This is a genomic window from Pseudomonas alcaligenes (genome assembly GCF_014490745.1).
GTDB lineage: Bacteria > Pseudomonadota > Gammaproteobacteria > Pseudomonadales > Pseudomonadaceae > Aquipseudomonas > Aquipseudomonas alcaligenes_C.
Genome location: NZ_LZEU01000001.1, coordinates 4,083,804 through 4,105,681 on the forward strand (window position 1 = coordinate 4,083,804; position 21,878 = coordinate 4,105,681).

22 protein-coding genes are annotated in these 21,878 nt (G+C 62.4%); 4 read left to right on the forward strand and 18 right to left on the reverse strand.

Features of this window, described 5'->3' with window-relative positions:
• The first annotated feature begins 1 nt into the window (after nt 1).
• Nucleotides 2-1,342, forward strand: coding sequence for a sigma-54-dependent transcriptional regulator (locus A9179_RS18675; protein WP_187807709.1), 1,341 nt, complete (start codon nt 2-4; stop codon nt 1,340-1,342).
• Between the two features lie 7 nt (nt 1,343-1,349).
• On the opposite strand, the gene thiO is transcribed toward A9179_RS18675, so the two are convergent.
• Genes thiO through A9179_RS18710 form a run of 7 tightly spaced genes read right to left on the reverse strand, consistent with a single transcriptional unit; the run spans nt 1,350 to nt 8,300 of the window.
• Nucleotides 1,350-2,453 carry a glycine oxidase ThiO gene (gene thiO / locus A9179_RS18680; RefSeq protein WP_187807710.1) on the reverse strand — a complete coding sequence of 368 codons (1,104 nt, stop codon included), beginning with the start codon at nt 2,451-2,453 and terminating at the stop codon, nt 1,350-1,352.
• Nucleotides 2,454-2,511: 58 nt separating this feature from the next.
• Nucleotides 2,512-2,910 (reverse strand): type IV pilin protein, encoded by a 399-nt coding sequence (locus A9179_RS18685; RefSeq protein WP_187807711.1) that lies wholly within the window; start codon nt 2,908-2,910, stop codon nt 2,512-2,514.
• Between the two features lie 10 nt (nt 2,911-2,920).
• Nucleotides 2,921-6,169, reverse strand: coding sequence for a pilus assembly protein (locus A9179_RS18690; protein ID WP_187807712.1), 3,249 nt, complete (start codon nt 6,167-6,169; stop codon nt 2,921-2,923).
• A 22-nt stretch (nt 6,170-6,191) separates the two neighbouring features.
• Nucleotides 6,192-6,662 carry a pilus assembly PilX family protein gene (locus tag A9179_RS18695; RefSeq protein ID WP_262410620.1) on the reverse strand — a complete coding sequence of 157 codons (471 nt, stop codon included), beginning with the start codon at nt 6,660-6,662 and terminating at the stop codon, nt 6,192-6,194.
• Nucleotides 6,663-6,676: 14 nt separating this feature from the next.
• Nucleotides 6,677-7,393: a prepilin-type N-terminal cleavage/methylation domain-containing protein gene (locus A9179_RS18700; protein WP_187807713.1), complete on the reverse strand. Its 717-nt coding sequence runs from the start codon at nt 7,391-7,393 to the stop codon at nt 6,677-6,679.
• Nucleotides 7,394-7,401: 8 nt separating this feature from the next.
• Nucleotides 7,402-7,833 carry a type IV pilus modification protein PilV gene (gene pilV / locus A9179_RS18705; protein ID WP_187807714.1) on the reverse strand — a complete coding sequence of 144 codons (432 nt, stop codon included), beginning with the start codon at nt 7,831-7,833 and terminating at the stop codon, nt 7,402-7,404.
• Entirely contained in the window at nt 7,833-8,300 is a 468-nt protein-coding gene (locus A9179_RS18710) for a GspH/FimT family pseudopilin (RefSeq protein ID WP_187807715.1), read from the reverse strand. The genes pilV and A9179_RS18710 overlap by 1 nt, the downstream gene beginning before the upstream one ends.
• A 196-nt stretch (nt 8,301-8,496) precedes the next feature.
• Here A9179_RS18710 and A9179_RS18715 point away from each other — a divergent pair, with 196 nt between their 5' ends.
• A complete protein-coding gene (locus A9179_RS18715; RefSeq protein ID WP_187807716.1) occupies nt 8,497-9,024 on the forward strand; it encodes a GspH/FimT family pseudopilin in 528 nt (175 codons plus the stop codon).
• Here the strand turns inward: A9179_RS18715 and ispH are convergent.
• The 6 genes from ispH to murJ form a co-directional block, all read right to left on the reverse strand.
• Nucleotides 9,011-9,955 carry a 4-hydroxy-3-methylbut-2-enyl diphosphate reductase gene (gene ispH / locus A9179_RS18720; RefSeq protein WP_187807717.1) on the reverse strand — a complete coding sequence of 315 codons (945 nt, stop codon included), beginning with the start codon at nt 9,953-9,955 and terminating at the stop codon, nt 9,011-9,013. The genes A9179_RS18715 and ispH overlap by 14 nt on opposite strands.
• 62 nt (nt 9,956-10,017) lie before the next feature.
• Nucleotides 10,018-10,455: an FKBP-type peptidyl-prolyl cis-trans isomerase gene (gene fkpB, locus A9179_RS18725; RefSeq protein WP_187807718.1), complete on the reverse strand. Its 438-nt coding sequence runs from the start codon at nt 10,453-10,455 to the stop codon at nt 10,018-10,020.
• The gene (gene lspA, locus A9179_RS18730; protein ID WP_187807719.1) at nt 10,448-10,957 is read right to left on the reverse strand and encodes a signal peptidase II; all 510 of its coding nucleotides are present in this window, start codon (nt 10,955-10,957) and stop codon (nt 10,448-10,450) included. Before lspA ends, fkpB begins: the two co-directional genes overlap by 8 nt.
• Nucleotides 10,950-13,781: an isoleucine--tRNA ligase gene (gene ileS / locus A9179_RS18735; RefSeq protein ID WP_187807720.1), complete on the reverse strand. Its 2,832-nt coding sequence runs from the start codon at nt 13,779-13,781 to the stop codon at nt 10,950-10,952. Before ileS ends, lspA begins: the two co-directional genes overlap by 8 nt.
• A gap of 50 nt (nt 13,782-13,831) precedes the next feature.
• Nucleotides 13,832-14,770, reverse strand: coding sequence for a bifunctional riboflavin kinase/FAD synthetase (gene ribF, locus A9179_RS18740; RefSeq protein WP_187807721.1), 939 nt, complete (start codon nt 14,768-14,770; stop codon nt 13,832-13,834).
• 84 nt (nt 14,771-14,854) lie between these two features.
• A complete protein-coding gene (murJ, locus tag A9179_RS18745; RefSeq protein WP_187807722.1) occupies nt 14,855-16,399 on the reverse strand; it encodes a murein biosynthesis integral membrane protein MurJ in 1,545 nt (514 codons plus the stop codon).
• A 196-nt stretch (nt 16,400-16,595) separates the two neighbouring features.
• Between murJ and rpsT the strand changes: the two genes are divergently transcribed.
• Nucleotides 16,596-16,868: a 30S ribosomal protein S20 gene (gene rpsT, locus A9179_RS18750; protein ID WP_160078424.1), complete on the forward strand. Its 273-nt coding sequence runs from the start codon at nt 16,596-16,598 to the stop codon at nt 16,866-16,868.
• Between the two features lie 95 nt (nt 16,869-16,963).
• Here the strand turns inward: rpsT and A9179_RS18755 are convergent, their stop codons facing one another.
• The 5 genes from A9179_RS18755 to rplU all read right to left on the reverse strand — a co-directional run bounded on the left by A9179_RS18755 (nt 16,964) and on the right by rplU (nt 20,539).
• Nucleotides 16,964-17,425: a CreA family protein gene (locus A9179_RS18755; protein WP_187807723.1), complete on the reverse strand. Its 462-nt coding sequence runs from the start codon at nt 17,423-17,425 to the stop codon at nt 16,964-16,966.
• A gap of 11 nt (nt 17,426-17,436) precedes the next feature.
• On the reverse strand, nt 17,437-18,555 hold the full coding sequence (gene proB / locus A9179_RS18760; RefSeq protein ID WP_187807724.1) for a glutamate 5-kinase: 1,119 nt from the start codon (nt 18,553-18,555) through the stop codon (nt 17,437-17,439).
• 61 nt (nt 18,556-18,616) lie between these two features.
• Nucleotides 18,617-19,840, reverse strand: coding sequence for an Obg family GTPase CgtA (cgtA, locus tag A9179_RS18765; protein ID WP_187807725.1), 1,224 nt, complete (start codon nt 19,838-19,840; stop codon nt 18,617-18,619).
• Nucleotides 19,841-19,946: 106 nt separating this feature from the next.
• Nucleotides 19,947-20,204: a 50S ribosomal protein L27 gene (gene rpmA / locus A9179_RS18770; RefSeq protein WP_021702937.1), complete on the reverse strand. Its 258-nt coding sequence runs from the start codon at nt 20,202-20,204 to the stop codon at nt 19,947-19,949.
• A gap of 23 nt (nt 20,205-20,227) precedes the next feature.
• Nucleotides 20,228-20,539 carry a 50S ribosomal protein L21 gene (gene rplU, locus A9179_RS18775; RefSeq protein WP_187807726.1) on the reverse strand — a complete coding sequence of 104 codons (312 nt, stop codon included), beginning with the start codon at nt 20,537-20,539 and terminating at the stop codon, nt 20,228-20,230.
• Nucleotides 20,540-20,843: 304 nt separating this feature from the next.
• Here rplU and A9179_RS18780 point away from each other — a divergent pair, with 304 nt between their 5' ends.
• Entirely contained in the window at nt 20,844-21,812 is a 969-nt protein-coding gene (locus A9179_RS18780) for a polyprenyl synthetase family protein (protein WP_187807727.1), read from the forward strand.
• Nucleotides 21,813-21,878 lie beyond the last annotated feature (66 nt).

The following is a 21,878-nucleotide window of genomic DNA, read 5'->3' on the forward strand; positions in this document are numbered from 1 at the left end:
CATGAGTACCCGGCAGAGAGCCCTGATCGTCGACGACGAGCCCGATATCCGCGAACTCCTGGAAATCACCCTGGGCCGGATGAAGCTCGACACGCGCAGCGCGCGCAACGTCAAGGAAGCCCGCGAGTGGCTGGCGCGCGAGCCCTTCGACCTGTGCCTGACCGACATGCGCCTGCCCGACGGCACCGGCCTGGAAATCGTCCAGCACATCCAGCAGCGCCACCCACAGGTGCCGGTGGCGATGATCACCGCCTACGGCAGCCTTGACACTGCGATCAACGCTCTCAAGGCTGGCGCCTTCGACTTCCTGACCAAACCGGTCGACCTCGGCCGCCTGCGCGAGCTGGTAGCCACCGCCCTGCGCCTGCGCAGCGCCAGCGATGAAGACGGCCCGGTGGACACCCGCCTGCTTGGCGAGTCGCCACCGATGCGCGCGCTGCGCAGCCAGATCCTCAAGCTGGCGCGCAGCCAGGCACCGGTGTACATCAGCGGTGAGTCGGGCAGCGGCAAGGAACTGGTGGCCCGCCTGATCCACGAACAGGGCCCGCGCACCGAGCGCCCCTTCGTCCCGGTCAACTGCGGTGCCATCCCCTCCGAGCTGATGGAGAGCGAGTTCTTCGGCCACAAGAAGGGCAGCTTCACCGGCGCTATCGAGGACAAGCAGGGGCTGTTCCAGGCCGCCAACGGCGGCAGCCTGTTCCTCGACGAAGTGGCCGACCTGCCACTGTCCATGCAGGTCAAGCTGCTGCGCGCGATTCAGGAAAAGGCCGTACGCGCCGTCGGCGGCCAGCAGGAAGTGGTGGTGGATGTACGCATCCTTTGCGCCACCCACAAGGATCTCGCCGCCGAAGTGGCGGCCGGGCGCTTCCGCCAGGATCTGTTTTATCGCCTCAACGTCATCGAACTGCGCGTACCACCACTGCGCGAGCGCCGCGAGGATATCCCGCTGCTGGCCGACACCATGCTGCGCCGCCTCTGCGAAGGCACCGGCCTGCCACTGACCCGGCTCAGCGACGATGCCCTGGAAAAGCTCAAGAGCTATCGCTTTCCCGGCAACGTGCGCGAGCTGGAGAACATGCTGGAGCGCGCCTACACCCTGTGCGAGGACGAGCAGATCCGCGCCAGCGACCTGCGCCTGGCCGAAACCGCCTGCAGCGCCGAGAGCGGCGAAGCCTCGCTGGCACAAATCGACAACCTGGAAGACTACCTGGAAGACATCGAGCGCAAGCTGATCATGCAGGCGCTCGAAGAAACCCGCTGGAACCGCACCGCCGCAGCCCAGCGCCTGGGCCTGACCTTCCGCTCGATGCGCTACCGCCTGAAGAAGCTCGGCATCGACTGAGAGCGGCTCAGCCCAGCCGCCCCGCCGGCGCATAGGGCGCCGGATCGAGCAGCGGCTCGCGCCCCAGCAGCAGATCGACCAGCAGCCGGCACGAAGCCGGCGCCAGCACCAGACCATTGCGGTAATGCCCGCAGTTCAGCCACAACCCCGGGAAGCCCGGCACCTCGCCGATAAAGGGAATACCCTCGGGCGAGCCAGGGCGCAACCCGGCCCAATGCCCGACCAGCTCGGCCTCGGCCAGCGCCGGCAACAGCTCCTCGGCAGAAGCTTTGAGACTGGCCAGCGCCACCTCAGTCGGGGTCTTGTCGAAACCGGCGTGCTCCAGGGTGCTGCCAACCAGGATATGGCCATCCTTGCGCGGGATGGCGTAACGCCCCTTGGCCAGTACCATGGCCGGCAGGAAATCCGCGGCGCACTTGTAGAGAATCATCTGCCCCTTGACCGGCTCGACCGGCAGGTTCAACCCCAGCTGCGCCAGCAGCTGACCGCTCCAGGCCCCCGCTGCCAGCACCACCCGCTCGGCCCGTATCTCTCCACCCGTGGCCTGCACCCCAGCGACCCGCCCGCCCTCCTGCAGGAAACCGCTTACCTCGGTGTGCTCGTGTATCCGCACATTGGGCATTGCCAGCAACGCGGCACGCAGCGCCTTGACTAGACGCGGATTACGCACATTGGCCACTCCCGGCATATGGATGGCACTGGCAAAGCCGGCGCCCAGCACGGGCACGGCGTCGTAAACCTGGCTCATCCCGACCTTGTGCAACGCTCGCGCCTCGCGCCGAGCCCACAGCAGAGCCTCGGGCTCGTCTTCCAGATCCAGCCAGTAGAGACCGGTGGCGTACACCTGCGGATCGACTCCGGTCAACGCCAGCAGGCGCGCCCCCAGGTCGGGATAGAAATCCTGCGACCAGCGCGCCAGCGCCGTCACTGCCGCGCCATAGCGCCAGGGATACAGCGGGGAAACTATGCCACCGCCGGCCCAGGAGGACTCCTGCCCGACCGCCCCACGCTCAACCAGCACTATCGACTCGCCCGCCTGCGCAAGCTCGAAAGCCCCAAGGAGCCCGAGCGCGCCCCCGCCTATGATCAGCGTGGAATAGCCGTGCGCCACTACAACCCCCTAACAAAGAAAAAGGGGAGCCATGCTCCCCTTTGTTTCACGCTTGCACTCAGCGTCGCCAGCAGACCGCATTATCGCTCGAGGTCTGCTCGCCCAGCTCGTTGATACTCAACGCCTCACAAGTATCGCCATCCATGACTCCACCAGACACAGCCGTCGCATTGATCACAAAGGCGCTGGAGGAAGTGGCAGCATCATCGATGGCAATATCATACACGGCCGTACCATCTGCCGGACTCTGATCGCCGATGGCAGCGCCTTCATAAGTACCGTTCTGCGTATAGAAGCGCTCCATGATCTGCGCATCCTCCAACAGAATCGCCACTACCTCGGCCCGCCGGGTTTTCTTCACATACTCGCTGTAACTCGGGTAGGCGATGGCAGCCAGAATACCGACCACCGCCACCGTAATCATCAGCTCGATCAGAGTAAATCCATTGCGCTTCATCTAGACATCCTTACTGCAATTGACGCCACATGATTCGGCGGGATTGGGTTATAGCACCGCACTGTCCGTTATTCACCTCACCGCACTCATCCACCACGGTAACAGCCCCCGTCGACTTCAGGATGTACTTGCCCTGGGTGTCCTTCTGGTCGCCAGCATCGATGATCACCGGCTGCCCCGGCAGACCATCGTCAATGCCCAGACCAGAGACACGGGTATCGTTGGTATCGACCACACCATCGCCATTGGTATCGAGCACCGGATAGGACAGCATCTTGCCGGAGATCGCATCCAGTTCGACCAGCTTGCCGCTACCGGTACTTTCGCAAGGATCGTTGGCATCCACCTTGGCCGTTACGAAGATGACCCGCCCCATGGTGGTCTGCGCCGGATAGATGACCCGCTCGCCCTGCAGCACGTTGTTCAGACTAAGCGGCAGGTACCAACCGCGCTTGGTATCCCAGTCGACAGAGTTCTCGCTAGTGTTGTAGTAGGTCTGACTTTCACCGTTCGCCGTGATAACCGAAGACGAGGTGAAGGACTGAGCCACCAGGGAGCTGCTTGCCACCGTGCCGCTGGTCGCGTTCTTGTCCCAGATGCCATAGAAGGTCTGCAGCGTGGTACTGAGTTTGTCAGCAGCCTCCATCAGCTTGCCGGTGCCGAACAGCACCAGGTGACCGCCATTCGGATGCTCCACCACCAGGGGGCGAGCAGTGATCGGATGATCGACCCCGGCCTCAAAGAGCGGAGTTCCCGAGTTCGCCACGGAGCCGGTAGCACCGGACAGATCGAACTCCCAGAGGTTTCCACGCAGGTCGCCGGCATACACTTTCTGCACCTGGTACTGGGCATTCACCACCATCTGCGGCGCAGACAGCCCATTGGGAGCCGTACCGCTGGCGTTGGCATCCACCACGATCTCCTGGATCAGCGCGCCAGTGCTCAGGTTGACCACATACAGCGAGGCCTTGCCCAGATGGCTGCCATAGCCATTGCCAAAGATAGCGACCCACTCATTACTGGCATTCCGCGCCACCAGAGGCTTGGAATAGGTGTAGCCCAGGTCGTTCCAACTATTGGTCGGCGTCGAAGTGGCTGGGGCAGTTATCTCCCAGAGCCCACTGATCGCGTTGTTACCTGCCGAGAACAGCTTGACGGCGAACATGCTCTTGCCACCACCGCCCATGCCCGAAACCGCCACCGTGGCCCAGTTGGATCCCAGCTGGGCATCTGCCACGGTGATACCACCATCCACCATGAACTTGTGGCCGCCACTGGTGGCATAGTCGGTCGCCGCCACGGTATGCAGCGAAGAGAACACGCTGGACGGCATATAGGCGTAGCGATGACCGCCGGTGCCGGCATTGATCACATGAAAGAAACCGTCGTTGCTGTTTACCAGCAAGCTGTCCGTCATCGATGCCTTGGCCGATACATAGCTGTCATAGGACGTGTCGCCAGTGATACTGCTGGCCAGACGCTCCGTTGACGACAGCCGCTCCAGCGTCGAGTTGATGACGTCCCCCAGCAGCACCGTACGACTGCGCAAGCCCGTCACGGCAGTACCCTTGGACCATTCGACCAGCTGCGTACCAGTAACCCCGGTCGGCAGACTGGTGCTCAGGACGGTTTGCTGTGCAGGCGAAACGTTGGTGTAGCTCAGCGCCACCACGTTATTGGTGGCGGTGTTGTAGGTCTGGTAGGAAGCCCCGTTGCTGGACGGAGTAATGGTGTTATCCGTGGTCCAAACGCGCGACACCAAACGGCCCGTGGTTGCGCTCAAGGCATAGGCCTCGATGGTACCGCGCCAGTCCGCCGGATCGTAGAGGGTCTTGTAGTAACGCGTGGAGGTGGTCAGGCTCGAGGAGCTGGATGCGCCCGCACCACCGGAACCTGCTTGCGCACTAATTTCATTCAATGCCTGGCTCAGCGCCGACGTCAGCCCGGCGCTATCCGAGGCCGTGTAATACTTGCCGTGCCCATATTGCGCGGCATCTTTCAGCATCTGGTTATCTTGGGCAAAACCGACGGTATAGGTCTTGATGTTCTGCTGATTGAAGGCAACGGTCTCGAAGCTCTTCCCAGCCAGATCCAGCGTACTTGCCGTCGGCCGGATGTCGATGTCATAGGCAAACTTGGCAATGTCATCGAGATAATAGGTGGAGCCCTCGCTCCCAAGCCCCAGCGATGTATCACCATCCGAATAAGCAGTCGGCGGACTTGGGCTCAGGCCATCCCAATCCGGCAGGTTGTTCGTTCCCGCCACCGAACTGTTATCCCGATCCGGATCAGTCGAGGTATTGAAGAACTTGGAGTCATAGGTCGGCGCGCCGTCCGTGACCACAATGCCGAAGTTCTTCTGGCAGCGATACTGAACCTGATCCGTCAGCGTCGTGGGCGCTGTATTGTAGGAGCTGGCGAGCCCACGGTAATAACGCACCACATCATAGTAGGCTTCGGACAAGGGGGTGTAGGTCGTGCCATACAGGGAGTTGACGTTGCTATCCAGAGTCGTCTTTACCGCTCCCAGCCCCGAAACAACAATACCGCCCTGCTGTTCATAGGTTTCGCCGGTAGAGCCTGAAGCAGTGTTACCCGGGCGGAAAGACGCCAAACCAAAGCGCACACCCGAGATATTGTCGGAGATGATCTGCTTGGCAACTGTCTTGGCAACCCCCATACGGTGTCCCGTGGGAATATCAGAGGCTGTAATAGTCCCGGCCAGGAGGCCCTGAACCAGATACTCAAGGTAGTTCTTCGGCAAATCCGCCTCATCTGCCGTGGAACCCGTCGAGTTTGTCTGAACCACGGTCGGGAACGGAATGCAGACGGTCTGCGCAGCACTACCTGGGTAGTAGACCGTATTTTTCCGGACGGTGAACTTGTTCTTGGCACCCAGTTTGTAATACCCGGCACTGCAGCCGCCCTGAGCCACCCTGCTATGACCGGAGATACTGGCGGTATCCGTCCAGTGATCCACATTGGTCACATCGCACGAGGTACCCGACTTACAGTACATCGCCGTTGGATAATCAATCTTCGGGTTATAACCGCTGTGGAAGATAACGGTATTCATACTGCCCGAGTTATCCAGCAGCAGCATGACGTTTGGTGTAACTGCGGCCGTACTCAGCAACGGCGCCTGGAAGGGAGTAAACGCATACACGGGCGATGAAACATATCCCGCTACCAGAAAGCCCGCCAGCAACGACAGAACCTTGGAGGCCGGGCGCCCGGTATTTTTATTGGATGACGACATTTCCACAGCCCTCGCGAAGCACTCAGTTACTGTGCGCATAGATGCTTTCCAGTGCAGTTCTGGCATTCCCTTGGTATGACACGGCGGTCACCCGATAAAGCACCACGCTAGAACTGCTCGGCAGGTTTATCGCAGCACTGGAGGTACCCAGTTTCTGCAATTGATAAAAGGTGTTTCCCGTGGCAGCACTTTTCCATGCCGCACAAGTTCCGCTGGTTGCAGATATCTCGCCGGTGATATCGGGTACGCGGCAGTTGTTACCTGTGCAAGTAGCACATGCTGCCAGCGCAGTCGCATGACTGACATCGGCTATGTAGTTTTCACCCTCGCGCAATGCCCGCTCAGCCAGCTGAAAAGTTTCATTCTTCAGCTTCACATTGCCGGCCATTTTTTCCTGGACTCCGGCATTCTGCATGGACGCCACACCGATAATGGTGAGCAGCAAGAGGAAGATCAGACTGACAAACAGCGCCATACCGTTCTGCTTTTTCATGACGGCCATCCCCCTCACAGAAGCCGGTTGCGCAGCGCGGCAACCACCGAATAAGTCTGGTTACCCGCCTTACCATCAGGATCAGCCAGGGTCATGCTGATGCGCACACTGCGAATAAGTGCAGGATCAGCCGGCGCCAGTTCATAACTGCCTGAGGCATAAGTACTGTCGGAATCCGCCGCCACACCAAAAGACACGTTGAACGCCGTGACTCCGCTGATCAGCGTCTGAAAACCACCTGCGCCGCCGTTCTGTACGGACAGTGTCTGAGCGTCCTCGTCGTACTGGTATTCGACTTGGCGAATCGGGAAGGCCATCTGCCCGGCCACCGGAGCATGATTGCCCGCCTGTACCGTGCCGGTGCTACGGCAATCAGTAGTCAGCGTCCAATCGGCATCGGTTGCGCTATCCGAACCGGTCACAGCGTTTGCCGTGATGATGCTGAGCGTGCCGTCATCCCAGACAATCGGATCATCGAATGCCGTTGGCACATTGCTGACCGAGCCGGAGCTTAGCGACAAGCAGCCAAACATACCGGCCATGCGCAATTCCTGGGTCATGCGCGTCAGCACATAACGAGCATCCTCCTGCAATCGTGCGGAGGCGTCCTGCGCCACATAAGTCTGCTTGGAACTGACAAATATCTGGGTAATCCCCAGCACCACCAGCAGCCCGAGCACCATCGCGACCATGACTTCGATCAGGCCGAAACCTTGTTGTTTACGATCCATAGTCCGCATCACTCGTTGGCCACATCGGTAGTAACTGTGAAAGTACCGGTGTCATCTGCACTGGTGCCCGCCTTGCCTTCCGACCAACTGATGGTCACCGTGACCGAACTGCCCACCACACCGATACTGCCCTCACCGCTTGGCAGAGTGTGCACATTGGCGGCGAAATCGGTCAGGTCGGTACCCTGCAGCCCCGTGGCACCGGAAGGTGTGTCCGTACTGTCCAGTTCATAGTCATCCAGATTGTCTGGATCGGCATTGGCGCGGATCCGGTCAAGGATGTCGTAGGCGATGAAACTGGCCTGCGAGGTATAAACGGCGCTATTGGTGTACTTCAGTGCATTGAGCTGCAGTGCTGCTGCCCCAAGAACGCCAATGGCGCTGATGAAGACAGCGATCATCACCTCTATCAGGGTTACGCCCAGCTGTGTCTTTCTCATCAATTGCACTCCGCCCCGACCTGAATGCGCCCAGTCAGACAAACAGCCACCACCTTGCTCTGATCGCCCAGGCTATAGGTGAAGGCCACAGCCTGGGCCGGACTGTTCAAGCCCCCGAAACTATTGAACTCGATGGTCGTGGCATCATTTTCCTCGGCCACCGCCGCGCCTGAAGACATGGCCGGAATAGTCCGCAGTACCGAATCGTCGGCGCTCTGCCTAACCGTAATCCCTGCACTCCATCCGGCATCGGCATCGGTCGGAACCACTTCGACCGGCTGGCTGCGGTTGATCGCCTCAAGCCGCCCATAATTGAGGGCCTGTGCCAGATCGTTCGCCTCGGTGCTGGCTCGCGAGCGCTCAAAGGCGCCGTCAAAGGCAGGCAGAGCCAGGGCAGCCAGAACCCCCACGACGACCAGCGTGATCAGCAGCTCGATGAGGGTGAAACCGTGTAGATGTCGCCGCATTACGCTCTCCTTTTGCTGAGTCGGACTATATCCACTCACCCGGAGGGCAACAGTTCATACGGGACATACGGTCGAATTAGAAGGCTCAACGAATACTGGCAATGTGCTGCATTGCGCAGCCTGGGCAATTCACCTTGCCCGCCTCGCAGCCTCACCTATAGTCAGTTCGCCCACCTAATCCACGGACGGATTAAGCATGCGTAGCCAAGGATTCACCTTGCTGGAGCTAGTGATAGCTCTTGCCATTGCAGCAATTCTCACTTTCCTGATCCTCCCCGCAACCAACGCCATTGTTGCCCGCCAGCGGGTGAGCAATGGACTGAGCAGTTTCATCAACAGCCTGAAGTACGCGAGAACATATGCGGCACTCCATCAGACAGGCGTGACCATGCTAGCCCGACAGGATAACTGGGGAGCCGGCTGGACAGTCTTCGAAGATCCCAACCGCAATGCGCTGCAGGATGACGGGGAGCGCGTACTGCTGAGCAGGGAGCCCAGCGACACATTGATGATTGCCGGCAACCAACCGATTGCCAGCTATGTGCACTTCAATATGTTTGGTGAGCCACAGCTCAGCAGTGGCGGGTTTCAGGCAGGTACCCTGACCCTCTGCTCACCGGAAGCGCCTAACACTCGCTACCAGCTGGTCATGGCCAAAACTGGCCGGGTGCGCATCCGCTCGAGCGAAAGTACGAGCCCCTGCCGGGCAGCTACAGGGCCTTGACCCGCAGCTCTTTCGGCATCGAGAAGGTCACATTCTCCGGGCGCCCATCGAGCTCCTGCGCCTCGCTTGCACCCCACTCTTTCAGGCAGTCGACCACGCCGCGCACCAGCACTTCCGGGGCCGATGCGCCGGCGGTGATGCCAACGCGTTGCACGCCGGCAAACCACTCCTGCTTGAGATCCTCCGCCCCATCGATCAGATAAGCGGGAGTACCGATACGCTCGGCCAGTTCGCGCAGGCGGTTGGAGTTGGAGCTGTTGGGGCTGCCGACCACCAGCACCACGTCGCACTCGTCGGCCAGTTGCTTGACCGCATCCTGGCGATTCTGGGTGGCGTAGCAAATGTCGTCCTTGCGCGGCCCGCCGATGCTGGGGAACTTGCTGCGCAGGGCGTCGATGACCTTGCTGGTGTCATCCATCGACAGGGTGGTCTGGGTGACGAAGGCCAGGGACTCTGGATTGCGCACCTGCAGCGCGGCGACATCCGCCTCGTCCTCGACCAGGTAGATGGCACCGCCGTTGCGGTCATCATACTGGCCCATGGTGCCTTCGACCTCCGGATGACCCTCGTGGCCGATAAGAATGCACTCGCGGCCGTCACGACTGTAGCGCGCCACCTCCATGTGCACCTTGGTCACCAGCGGGCAGGTCGCATCGAAGATCTTCAGGCCACGGCGCTCGGCTTCCTGGCGCACGGCCTGGGACACGCCGTGGGCGCTGAAGATGACGATGGTGTCATCCGGAACCTGATCCAGCTCTTCGACGAATACCGCGCCGCGGGCACGCAGATCCTCGACCACGAACTTGTTGTGCACCACTTCGTGACGCACGTAGATCGGCGCACCGAACACTTCCAGAGCACGGTTGACGATCTCGATGGCGCGATCGACGCCGGCACAGAAGCCGCGGGGATTGGCGAGTTTGATTTGCATACGGGGAATCTCGGCACGCGATGAAAGCGATGGGGAGAGTGTACGCCTCTCCCCGCAAGGGATCAGGCCGGACGAACCTCGATGATTTCCACATCGAAACTCAGGGTCTTGCCGGCCAGGGGATGATTGAAGTCGATGGTCACCTGGGCATCATCGAACGCCTTGACCACCCCCGGCAACTCGGCATTGGCGGCATCATTGAAGATCACCAGCAGCCCCTCGGACAGCTCCATGTCGGCGAACTGGGCGCGCGGCATCACCTGCACGTTCTGCGGGTTGGGCTGGCCGAAGGCGTTCTCCGGCTCGATCTGCAGGCTGCGCTTGTCACCGGCCTTGAAGCCGTAGAGCGCCACCTCGAAGCCCGGCAGCAGGTTGCCGTCGCCGACCTTGAAGGTGGCCGGCTGCTTGTCGAAAGTGCTGTCGACCACGTCGCCGTTGGCCAGCTTGAGGGCGAAATGCAGGGTGACTTCCTTGTCCGGCCCGATACGTTGCTCAGTCATGGGCGGGTGCTCCGGACTTCTTGCTCTTGAACATGTCCAGCGCCAGCATCACGGCGCCGAGGGTAATGCCGCTGTCGGCCAGGTTGAAGGCGGGGAAACGGTACTGATCCTGCCAGTGCAGCAGAATGAAGTCGACCACGTGGCCGAGCACCATGCGGTCGTACAGATTGCCCAGCGCGCCGCCCAGCACCAGCGCCAGGGCGATGGCCAGCCAGGTCTCGTCGCGCTTGAGGCGCTTCAGCCACACCACCAGCACGGCACTGACACCCATGGCGATGGCGGCGAACAGCCAGCGCTGCCAGCCGGACTCACCAGCCAGGAAGCTGAACGCCGCGCCGCGGTTGTACACGTGCACCCAGTCGAAGTAACCGTCGATTACCACGACGCGCTGGCCGTACTCCAGCACCTGCAGCACCACCTGCTTGCTGCCCTGGTCGAGCAGGAATACCGCCAGGGCCAGCCACAGCCAGACCAGCCGGCCGAAACGCGAGGCATCAGGCATGCTTGCGCACCTCGCCTGCACCCTCGATGTTGCTCACGCAGCGCTCGCACAGCTCCGGATGGGCGGCATTGCTGCCGACATCGGCGCGGAAGTGCCAGCAGCGCCCGCACTTGGCATGGGCCGACTTGAGGATCTTCAGCTTCAGGCCAGCCACTTCGGTAACCACCGCATCGGCCGGAGCCGCAGCCAGCGGCGCGACTTCGGCGGTGGAGGTGATCAGAGCGAAGCGCAGCTCGTCGCCCAGCTTGCTCAGGGCCGCCTGCAGCGACTCATCGCCGAACAGGGTGACCTCGGCCTGCAGGCTGCCGCCGATGGCCTTGGCCGCACGCAGGTTCTCCAGTTCCTTGTTCACCGCAGTCTTCACCGCCATGACCTGATCCCAGTAGGCGCGATCCAGCTCGAAGCCTTCCGGCAGGCGCTGCAGACCTTCGTACCAGGTGTTGAGCATCACCGACTCGTTACGCTCGCCCGGCAGGAACTGCCAGATCTCGTCGGCGGTGAAGGCCAGGATCGGTGCGATCCAGCGCACCAGGGCCTCGGCGATATGGAACAGCGCGCTCTGGCAGGAGCGGCGCGCCACGCTGTCGGCGGCGGTGGTGTACTGGCGATCCTTGATGATGTCCAGGTAGAAGCCGCCCAGCTCCTGCACGCAGAAGTTGTGCACCTTGGAGTAGACGTTCCAGAAGCGGTACTCGCCGTAGGCCTCGATGACTTCGGCCTGCAGACGTGCGGTGGCATCCAGCGCCCAGCGGTCGAGGTCGAGCATCTGCTCGACCGGCAGCAGATCCTTGGCCGGATCGAAGCCGTTGAGGTTGGAAAGCAGGAAGCGCGTGGTGTTGCGGATACGCCGGTAGGCATCGGCACTGCGCTGCAGGATGACCTTGGACACGGCCATCTCGCCCGAGTAATCGGTGGAGGCGACCCACAGACGCATGATGTCGGCGCCCAGGCTGTCGTTGACCTCCTGCGGAGCCACCACGTTGCCGAGGGACTTGGACATCTTGCGGCCGTTTTCGTCGACCACAAAACCGTGGGTCAGCAGCGCCTTGTACGGCGCGTGGCCGTCGATCGCGCAGCCGGTCAGCAGGGAGGAGTGGAACCAGCCGCGGTGCTGGTCGGAGCCTTCCAGGTAGAGGTCGGCGCGCGGGCCGACGGCGTGACCCAGCGGGTGCGAACCGCGCAGCACGTGCCAGTGGGTGGTACCGGAGTCGAACCAGACGTCCAGGGTGTCGCTGATCTTGTCGTACTGCGCGGCCTCGGCACCGAGCAGCTCGGCGGCGTCCAGCTTGAACCAGGCCTCGATGCCTTGTTCCTCGACGCGCTTGGCCACCTCTTCCATCAACTCGACGGTGCGCGGGTGCAGCTCGCCGCTGGCCTTGTCGAGGAAGAACGGAATCGGCACGCCCCAGTTGCGCTGGCGCGAGATGCACCAGTCCGGACGCCCGGCGATCATGCTGTGCAGACGCGCCTGGCCCCAGGCCGGGACGAACTCGGTCTGTTCGATGGCGCTCAGGGCGCGCTCACGCAGGGTGGCGCCCTGCGCAGGCGTCTTGTCCATGCCGACGAACCACTGCGCGGTGGCGCGGTAGATCAGCGGCGTCTTGTGCCGCCAGCAGTGCATGTAGCTGTGCTGGATGGCTTCATGCTTGAGCAACGCACCGACTTCACGCAGCTTCTCGACGATGGCCGGGTTGGCCTTCCAGATGAACTGGCCGCCGAAGAACGGCAGGTCGGCAACGTACACACCATTGCTCTGCACCGGGCTGAGGATGTCGTCGTTATGCATGCCGTACTGCTTGCACGAGCGGAAGTCGTCCTCGCCGTAGGCCGGTGCCGAGTGGACGATGCCGGTACCGGCGCCCAGCTCGACGTACTCGGCCAGGTACACCGGCGACAGACGCTCGTAGAACGGATGGCGGAAACGGATGTTCTCCAGCGCCGCGCCTTGCGCGGTGGCAAGCACTTCGCCCTGCAGGCCATAGCGCGCCAGGCAGCTCTCGACCAGCTCTTCGGCCAGCAGCAGCAACTTGTCGCCGACGTCGACCAGGGCGTAGGTGAATTCCGGATGGACGTTGAGCGCCTGGTTGGCCGGGATGGTCCAGGGCGTGGTGGTCCAGATCACGATGCTGGCCGGCTTGCTCAGCGCGCTCAGGCTGAAGGCCGCGGCCAGCTTGGCGGCGTCCTCGACGGCGAAGGCCACGTCGATGGCATCGGACTTCTTGTCCTGGTACTCGACTTCCGCCTCGGCCAGGGCCGAGCCGCAATCGAAGCACCAGTTGACCGGCTTCAGGCCCTTGAACACGAAGCCCTGCTTGACCATCTCGGCCAGGGCACGGATCTCGCCGGCCTCGTTGGCGAAGGCCATGGTCTTGTACGGGTTGTCCCACTCGCCCAGTACACCGAGGCGGATGAAGTCGGCCTTCTGCCCTTCGATCTGCTCGCCGGCATAGGTGCGGCAGCGCTCGCGGGTCAGGTCGGACGGCTGGTTCTTGCCGAAAGTGGTCTCGACCTTGTGCTCGATCGGTAGGCCATGGCAGTCCCAGCCTGGCACGTAAGGCGCGTCGAAGCCGGCCAGGGTCTTGGAGCGGGTGATCATGTCCTTGAGGATCTTGTTGACCGCGTGACCAATATGGATGCTGCCGTTGGCGTAGGGCGGGCCATCGTGCAGAACGAACTTCGGCCGGGTTTCGCCAATCTGCCGCAGCTTCTGGTACAGGCCAATGCTGTTCCAGCGCGCCAGGGTTTCCGGCTCGCGCTGGGGCAGGCCGGCTTTCATCGGGAAGGCAGTATCCGGGAGGTTCAGCGTGGCTTTGTAGTCGGTCATCTCAGGCTCTTGGACTTAATCAATACGAGCGGTGGTCAATACGAACGCGGTCAATCCAGCGACTGGCCCAGCCAGTAAGCGCGGGCGGCGGCAACATCCGCCGTTATGGCGGTCTTCAGCGCCTCCAGGGAGGCGAAGCGCTGCTCATCGCGCAGCTTGTGGTGGAACACCACCGTCAGGCGCCGGCCGTAGATATCCCCGGCAAACTCCAACAGATGCACTTCCAAATGGGGCAGGCCATCGCCGGCGACCGTTGGCCGCAAGCCAATATTGGCCACCCCGTGGTGACGCTGACCATCGATCAGCGCGCTAACCAGAAACACCCCGCGCAACGGCGGCTGGCGACGCTTGAGCTGCACATTGGCGGTCGGCGAGCCGAGCTGACGCGCCAGCTTCTGCCCATGTAACACGCGCCCTGCCAGGGCAAACGGACGCCCCAACAGGCGCTCGGCCAGTTCCAGCTCGCCAGCCTGCAGGGCCTGGCGCACGCGGGTACTGCTGATGCGCTCGCCGTCCAGCTCGACGGTCAACGCCGCCTCTACGCTGAAATCCTGCTCGACGCCGGCCTGAACCAGAAAAGCGAAATCACCGGAACGATCACAACCGAAGCGGAAGTCGTCGCCGACTTCAAGGTGCTTGACGTGAAGCCCCTCGACCAGCACCTGGCGAACGAACTCGGCCGCCGACAACTCGCGCAAACGCCGGTTGAAGGCCAGGCACAGCACCCGATCAACGCCCTGCTCGGCCAGTAGCTCGAGCTTCTCGCGCAGACGAGTCAGGCGCGCCGGCGCGGTATCCGGACCGAAGTACTCACGCGGTTGCGGCTCGAAAATCACCACGCAACTGGGCACGCCCAGCTCGATCGCCCGCTCGCGCAGACGCGCCAGAATGGCCTGGTGCCCACGGTGCACGCCATCGAAGTTGCCGATGGTGGCAACGCATCCCTGGGTCAGGGGTAGCAGATTGTGGAGGCCTCGAACCAGCTGCATAGCGCGCTTCTTGCTTACAAAGTGGTCGATTATACGCACACAGGGCAGCGGACAACAGGCAGCACGTCCACCCGCGTACGCCCATCAGGACACCGCGCGCCGGGCGAAATCGCGCAAACGGAAGCCCAGCAGCAGCAATACGCCGAAATAGGCAACCACCCCGACCGCCACCAGCAGCGCCAGACGCAGCAGACGCGCGAGCATATCGCCCGCCCCCCAGGCCGGCATGAAATGCATGGTCACCAGTAACGCCGCCACCATCACCAGCACCGCCAGCAGCAATTTGCCGAGGAACAGTGGCCAGCCCGGCAGCGGCAGGTACATGCGCCGGCGGCGCAATTGCCAGAACAGCAGGCCGGCGTTGAGGCAGGCGGCCAGGCTGATGGACAGGGCCAGACCGGCATGCTGCAGCTCGATGCCGAAGACGAACAGGGCATTCATCGCCTGGGTCGCCAGCAGACTGAGGATACCGATGCGCACCGGCGTCCTGATGTCCTGCTGGGCATAAAAACCAGGCGCCAGGATCTTCACCAGAATCAACGGCAGCAGGCCAACCGAATAGGCGACCAGGGCCCGCTCGGCCATCTGCGAGTCGAAGGCAGTGAACTTGCCGTACTGGAACAGCGAGACCACCAGCGGCTCGGCGATGATCGCCAGCGCCAGGGTGCAGGGCAGTGCCAGCAGCAGACACAGGCGCAGCCCCCAGTCGAGCAGGCGGGAATACTCCTCGCGATTGGCACTGGCGTAGGTCTTGGCCAGCGCCGGCAACAGGATGGTACCCAGCGCCACGCCGAGCACGCCGGAAGGCAGCTCCATCAGGCGATCGGCGTAATACATCCAGGACACCGAACCGGCGACCAGAAAGGAAGCGAAGATGGTGTTGATGATCAGCGAGACCTGGCTCACCGACACACCGAAGATCGCCGGCCCCATCTGCTTGAGCACCCGCCACACGCCGGTGTCGCGCAGACTCAGGCGCGGCAGCACCAGCATGCCGATCTTCTTCAGCGCCGGTAGCTGCCAGAGGAACTGCGCCAGGCCGCCGACCAGCACCGCCCAGCCCAGGGCCATGATCGGCGGGTCGAAATAAGGCGCCAGCCAGACGGCGAAGACGATCATGCTGACATTCAGCAGGGTCGGCACGAAGGCCGGAACCGAGAAGCGGTTCCAGGTGTTGAGCACCGCGCCGACCAGCGACGACAGGGAAATCAGCAGGATGTAGGGGAAGGTCACCCGCAGCAGATCGGTGGTCAGGGCGAAGCGCTCCGGCTCGTCGGCGAAGCCCGGCGCGCTGATCCAGACGATCCAGGGCGCGGCGCAGATGCCGAGCAGCGTGACCAGCGCCAGCACCAGGCTCAGCAGGCCGGCGACATAGGCCAGAAAGGTGCGGGTCGCCTCCTCACCCTGCTGGGTCTTGTACTCCGCCAGGATCGGCACGAAGGCCTGGGAGAAGGCCCCCTCGGCAAAGATCCGCCGCAGCAGGTTGGGCAGCTTGAAGGCCACCACGAAGGCATCCGAGGCCACGCCGGCGCCAAAGGCGCGCGCAATGATGGTGTCGCGCACGAAGCCCAGAACACGTGACAGCATGGTCAGGGAGCTGACGGCGGCCAGCGACTTGAGCAGATTCATGGAATAATTCGACTTCCGCAAGCAGGCGCAATCGCGGACAATCCGCCGCCTGCGCAAAGGCGTCGAGTGTAGCGAGCCGCCGCTGGTCAGACCAGCGCCGACAAACTTCATCAGGCTTGACATACGCCGCCTGCCTCGGCATGATTCGCGGCCTTATTTGTTGCTATCCCCCAGATTTTTTTCGAGGAGCTTGACGGTGGCCAATACACCTTCTGCCAAAAAACGCGCCAAACAGGCTGAGAAGCGTCGTAGCCATAACGCCAGCCTGCGCTCCATGGTTCGTACTTACATCAAGAACGTAGTCAAGGCTATCGACGCCAAAGACCTGGAAAAAGCGCAAACCGCTTACGTTCTGGCTGTGCCGGTAATCGACCGTATGGCCGATAAAGGCATCATCCACAAGAACAAAGCCGCTCGTCACAAGAGCCGCCTGAACGGTCACATCAAGGCTCTGGCTACCGCCGCCTAAGATGTACCGCTCGTGAAAAACCGGCTTCGGCCGGTTTTTTATTGCCTGCATTTTTTCCAGACACAAAAAAGCCGGAGCATGCTCCGGCTTTTTCCTTACTGCCCAGCCCAGGGCAGGATCGGAATGGCGGTCACCGCATTCTGCGGACTGCCCTCGATGATGCGGTCGCTGTACACCAGATAGACCAGGGTATTGCGCTTCTCATCGAAGAAACGCACCACCTGCATGGTCTTGAACACCAGCGAAGTACGCTCCTTGAACACCTCTTCGCCATCCTTGAGCTTGCCACTGAAGCGAATCGGGCCCACCTGACGACAGGCAATGGAGGCCTCGGCACGATCTTCCGCCAAGCCCAGGCCACCCTTGACCCCACCCGTCTTGGCGCGCGACAGGTAGCAGGTCACGCCCTCCACTTGCGGATCATCGAAGGCCTCGACCACGATCTTGTCGTTCGGCCCCAGCCACTTGAACACCGTGGATACCTCGCCGATCTCATCGGCCGCCGCCAGCAACGGCAGCATCAGCAAACCGCCCAGCAATCCCTTCGCCATGCGCATTGGCACTCTCCTCAGACCAGAATCAGATTATCCCGGTGCACCAACTCGGGCTCGTCGACATAGCCCAGCAGTCGCTCGATGGCATCCGAAGGCTGGCCGACGATCTTCTGCGCCTCCAGCGCACTGTAGTTGGCCAGACCGCGAGCAATTTCGCGCCCATCCGGCGCCACGCAGACCACCATCTCGCCACGCCGGAAGCTGCCCTGCACTTCCTTGACCCCGACCGGCAGCAGGCTCTTGCGATCTTCCAGCAGCGCCTTCACCGCCCCCGCATCTAGCACCAGGGTGCCGCGGGTCTGCAGATGACCGGCCAGCCACTGCTTGCGCGCCGCCAGCAGACCGCGCTCGGGCGCCAGCAGGGTACCCAGACGCTCGCCTGCCTTGAGCCGATCGAGCACCCGCTCGATGCGCCCACCAACAATGACCGTATAAGCCCCGGAGCGCGCCGCCAGACGCGCCGCACGCAGCTTGGTCTGCATGCCGCCGCGCCCCAACGCACCACCGGTACCACCCGCCACCGCATCCAGCGACGGATCGTCGGCGCGCGCTTCAAAAATCAGCTGGGCATCGGGGTTGTGCCGCGGATCGGCATCGAACATGCCGTCGCGGTCGGTGAGGATCACCAGCAGGTCGGCCTCGACCAGGTTGGCCACCAGCGCCGCCAGGGTGTCGTTGTCGCCGAAGCGGATTTCGTCGGTGACCACCGTGTCGTTCTCGTTGATCACCGGAATGGTGCCGAGCTCAACCAGGGTACGCAGCGTACTGCGCGCATTCAGGTAACGCTTGCGATCGGACAGGTCATCATGGGTCAGCAGCACCTGCGCGGTGTGCTTGCCGTGCTCGCCAAAGCTGGACTCCCAGGCCTGCACCAGGCCCATCTGCCCGACCGCCGCAGCCGCCTGCAACTCATGGATGGCACTCGGGCGCGATGCCCAGCCCAGACGACTCATGCCCGCCGCCACCGCACCGGACGACACCAGCACCAGCTCGACGCCCGCCTCGCGCAGCGCCACCATCTGCTCGACCCACACCGCCATGGCATTGCGATCCAGCCCCCGGCCATCGGCCGTCAGCAGCGCACTACCGATCTTCACCACCCAGCGCTGGGCGCCGGTCACCTTGTCCCGCATGTCGTCAAATCCTACTGGCCAGTCAGCACAACGCCGCTATCAAGCGGCGCTGTACGATACCTCAATCACGCACGTAGATGATCTCCGGACCATCCTCGTCATCTTCGAAATCATCATCCCAGTCATCGTCACCGACATCGTCGACGCTCTTCAGACCAGCACGACGCAGGGCACGCTTGTCGTCCAGCGCCTGCAGACGGGCACGCGCCTCGTCCTCGATGCGCTGATCCAGCTCGGCCAGCTCGGCGGCATAGGCCGGCTCCTCGACCTTGCGCACTTCGCGCTCATCGAGATAACGCATGATCGCCTGGCTCAGCGCCTCGGTGCCTTCGCTTTCCAGTGCGGAAATCACATGCACCGGCCCTTGCCAGTCGAGCCGCTCGACCACCGCACGCATGCGCTCCTCGCGCTCGTCATCGAGCAACTGATCAGCCTTGTTCAGCACCAACCAGCGATCACGATCAGCCAGCGCCGGGCTGAATTTTTCCAGCTCGCGAATGATCACTTCCGCCGCCTCGGCCGGATCGCTCTGATCCAGCGGCGCCATGTCCACCAGGTGCAGGAGCAGACGGGTACGCGCCAGGTGCTTGAGGAAGCGAATGCCCAGGCCTGCGCCCTCGGAAGCACCCTCGATCAGACCCGGAATGTCGGCGACCACGAAACTCTTGTAGCGCCCGACACTGACCACACCCAGATTCGGCACCAGGGTGGTGAACGGGTAATCCGCCACTTTCGGCTTGGCCGCCGAGACCGAGCGGATAAAGGTGCTCTTGCCGGCGTTCGGCAGCCCCAGCAGGCCGACATCCGCCAGCACCTTGAGCTCCAGCTTGAGGTCGCGCGACTCACCCGGCTTGCCCGGCGTGGTCTGGCGCGGCGCACGGTTGGTACTGGACTTGAAGCGGGTATTGCCCAGCCCGTGCCAGCCACCCTGCGCCACCATCAGGCGCTGACCCGGCTTGGTCAGGTCGCCAATGATTTCCTGGGTACCAGCATCGATCACCGTGGTGCCGACCGGCACCGGCAGGATCAGATCCTCACCCTTGGCACCGGTACACTCGGTGCTGCCACCCTTCTCGCCATTGCGCGCATTGAAGCGACGCGTGTAGCGATAGTCGACCAGGGTATTCAGGTTCGGATCAGCCTCCATGAAAATGGAGCCGCCATCACCGCCATCGCCACCGTTGGGGCCACCCTTCTCGATGAACTTCTCACGGCGAAAGCTCATCATGCCGTTACCGCCGTCGCCGGCTTTTACAAAAATCGAAACTTCATCGACGAATTTCATGGGTACGCCTCCCGTCTCGGCGACGGGCTAATGGAACACGGGATACAGGATATACAGAAACAAAAAAGCCCCGTCGCGAGACAGGGCTTTTTCAGCAAGCACGGACTTAGGCAGTCACGACGCTCACGTAACGGCGACCGAAGGCACCCTTCACTTCAAACTTGACCACGCCGTCGACTTTAGCGAACAGGGTGTGATCTTTGCCCATGCCAACGCCGTAGCCGGCGTGGAACTGGGTGCCGCGCTGACGCACGATGATGTTGCCGGCTTTGATAGCCTGGCTGCCATACATCTTCACGCCAAGGCGTTTACTTTCTGAGTCGCGGCCGTTACGAGTACTACCGCCAGCTTTTTTGTGTGCCATGAGTCAAATCCTCCTAAAAGGGATCAGGCCTGAATGCCAGTGATCTTGATTTCGGTGAACCACTGACGGTGGCCCTGACGCTTCATGTGGTGCTTACGACGGCGGAACTTGATGATGGTCACTTTGTCGTGACGGCCCTGGGAGACCACTTCAGCGACAACTTTGGCGCCAGCAACAACCGGAGCGCCGATCTGAACGTCGTCGCCATTGCCGATCAGCAGAACGCGATCGAAAGTCACGGATTCGCCAGTGGCGACTTCCAGCTTCTCGACCTTGAGGAATTCACCTTCGGCGACTTTGTATTGCTTGCCACCGGTAACAATTACAGCGTACATGGATATCTCTCCGTTAAACCTGCTCACCCGACTCTTTATAGGAAGAGTTATTGGCCGGCATGGCTGCATGGGATCACAACGAACCCTTGCAATTGCGTAAGGCAGGGAGTGCCCAAAGAAGTTAGGGGCCGCGATTGTACGGAAACCGGGAAAGCGAGGCAAGCCCCGCCAGCACTCGCCTTGACAGCCCCTACCCCGCCCCCTAGCATGCCGCGCAACCCGAAATACCCCGCCCGGCACGCTCTGTGCCGATGCCTGCGCTCTGCGCGGCAGACCCGCACAACCCCAGGAGCTCCCGTCAACGATGCAACCCCAGGCCTTCTACAGCGTGGTGGCGGACGATTTCGCCGCCGTCGACGGCATCATCCGCCGCCAGCTGGTCTCCCGAGTGCCTCTGGTGGAGAAGATCGGCGACTACATCATCTCGGCCGGCGGCAAGCGCCTGCGCCCGCTGCTGGTACTGCTCAGCGGCAAGGCTCTGGGCTACCAGGCCGATGACCTGCGCCTGCTGGCAGCCACCATCGAGTTCCTGCACACCGCCACCCTGCTGCACGACGACGTGGTCGACATGTCCGGCATGCGCCGGGGCCGCGCCACCGCCAACGCCCAGTGGGGCAACGCCCCGAGCGTGCTGGTCGGCGACTTCCTCTATTCGCGCTCGTTCGAAATGATGGTCGAGCTCGGCTGCATGCCGGTGATGAAGATCCTCTCCCGCGCCACCCGGGTGATCGCCGAAGGCGAAGTGCTGCAGCTGTCCAAGGTACGCGACGCCAGCACCACGGAAGAGACCTACATGGAGGTCATCCGCGGCAAGACCGCCATGCTGTTCGAGGCCTCGACCCACAGTGCGGCCGCCCTGGCCGGCGCCAGCACAGCGCAGAGCGAGGCCCTGGCACGCTTTGGCGACCACCTCGGCATTGCCTTTCAGCTGGTCGACGACCTGCTCGACTACCAGGGCGACGCCGCCACTCTGGGCAAGAACGTCGGCGACGACCTGGCCGAAGGCAAGCCGACCCTGCCGCTGATCTACACCATGCGTGAAGGTACCGCCGAACAGGCAGCCCTGGTACGCAGCGCGATCCAGAAAGGCGGCCTCGACGACCTGGAAAGCATCCGCAGCGCGGTCGAAGCCTCAGGCGCCCTGGCCTACACCGCCCAGCTGGCCCGCGAGCACGCCGACCAGGCCATCGCCTGCCTCGACGCCCTGCCGGACAACGCCTACCGCAACGCCCTGATCGAGCTGTGCCGCTTCGCCGTGGCCCGCACCCACTGAGGTCGGCAGCCGGTTATCGAAGCCCGTCCCTGTGACGGGCTTTTTATTGCCCGACGGAAGGCATGA

Coding starts and splice junctions, on each gene's coding strand:
- A9179_RS18710 (WP_187807715.1), bottom strand. CDS start 8,300: ATGCGGCGACATCTACACGGTTTCACCCTCATCGAGCTGCTGATCACG.
- cgtA (WP_187807725.1), bottom strand. CDS start 19,840: ATGAAATTCGTCGATGAAGTTTCGATTTTTGTAAAAGCCGGCGACGGC.
- rpmA (WP_021702937.1), bottom strand. CDS start 20,204: ATGGCACACAAAAAAGCTGGCGGTAGTACTCGTAACGGCCGCGACTCA.
- fkpB (WP_187807718.1), bottom strand. CDS start 10,455: ATGACTGAGCAACGTATCGGGCCGGACAAGGAAGTCACCCTGCATTTC.
- proB (WP_187807724.1), bottom strand. CDS start 18,555: ATGCGGGACAAGGTGACCGGCGCCCAGCGCTGGGTGGTGAAGATCGGT.
- ispH (WP_187807717.1), bottom strand. CDS start 9,955: ATGCAAATCAAACTCGCCAATCCCCGCGGCTTCTGTGCCGGCGTCGAT.
- ribF (WP_187807721.1), bottom strand. CDS start 14,770: ATGCAGCTGGTTCGAGGCCTCCACAATCTGCTACCCCTGACCCAGGGA.
- lspA (WP_187807719.1), bottom strand. CDS start 10,957: ATGCCTGATGCCTCGCGTTTCGGCCGGCTGGTCTGGCTGTGGCTGGCC.
- pilV (WP_187807714.1), bottom strand. CDS start 7,833: ATGAGAAAGACACAGCTGGGCGTAACCCTGATAGAGGTGATGATCGCT.
- A9179_RS18715 (WP_187807716.1), top strand. CDS start 8,497: ATGCGTAGCCAAGGATTCACCTTGCTGGAGCTAGTGATAGCTCTTGCC.
- ileS (WP_187807720.1), bottom strand. CDS start 13,781: ATGACCGACTACAAAGCCACGCTGAACCTCCCGGATACTGCCTTCCCG.
- A9179_RS18685 (WP_187807711.1), bottom strand. CDS start 2,910: ATGAAGCGCAATGGATTTACTCTGATCGAGCTGATGATTACGGTGGCG.
- A9179_RS18695 (WP_262410620.1), bottom strand. CDS start 6,662: ATGAAAAAGCAGAACGGTATGGCGCTGTTTGTCAGTCTGATCTTCCTC.
- A9179_RS18755 (WP_187807723.1), bottom strand. CDS start 17,425: ATGCGCATGGCGAAGGGATTGCTGGGCGGTTTGCTGATGCTGCCGTTG.
- A9179_RS18700 (WP_187807713.1), bottom strand. CDS start 7,393: ATGGATCGTAAACAACAAGGTTTCGGCCTGATCGAAGTCATGGTCGCG.
- A9179_RS18780 (WP_187807727.1), top strand. CDS start 20,844: ATGCAACCCCAGGCCTTCTACAGCGTGGTGGCGGACGATTTCGCCGCC.
- rplU (WP_187807726.1), bottom strand. CDS start 20,539: ATGTACGCTGTAATTGTTACCGGTGGCAAGCAATACAAAGTCGCCGAA.
- murJ (WP_187807722.1), bottom strand. CDS start 16,399: ATGAATCTGCTCAAGTCGCTGGCCGCCGTCAGCTCCCTGACCATGCTG.
- A9179_RS18675 (WP_187807709.1), top strand. CDS start 2: ATGAGTACCCGGCAGAGAGCCCTGATCGTCGACGACGAGCCCGATATC.
- A9179_RS18690 (WP_187807712.1), bottom strand. CDS start 6,169: ATGTCGTCATCCAATAAAAATACCGGGCGCCCGGCCTCCAAGGTTCTG.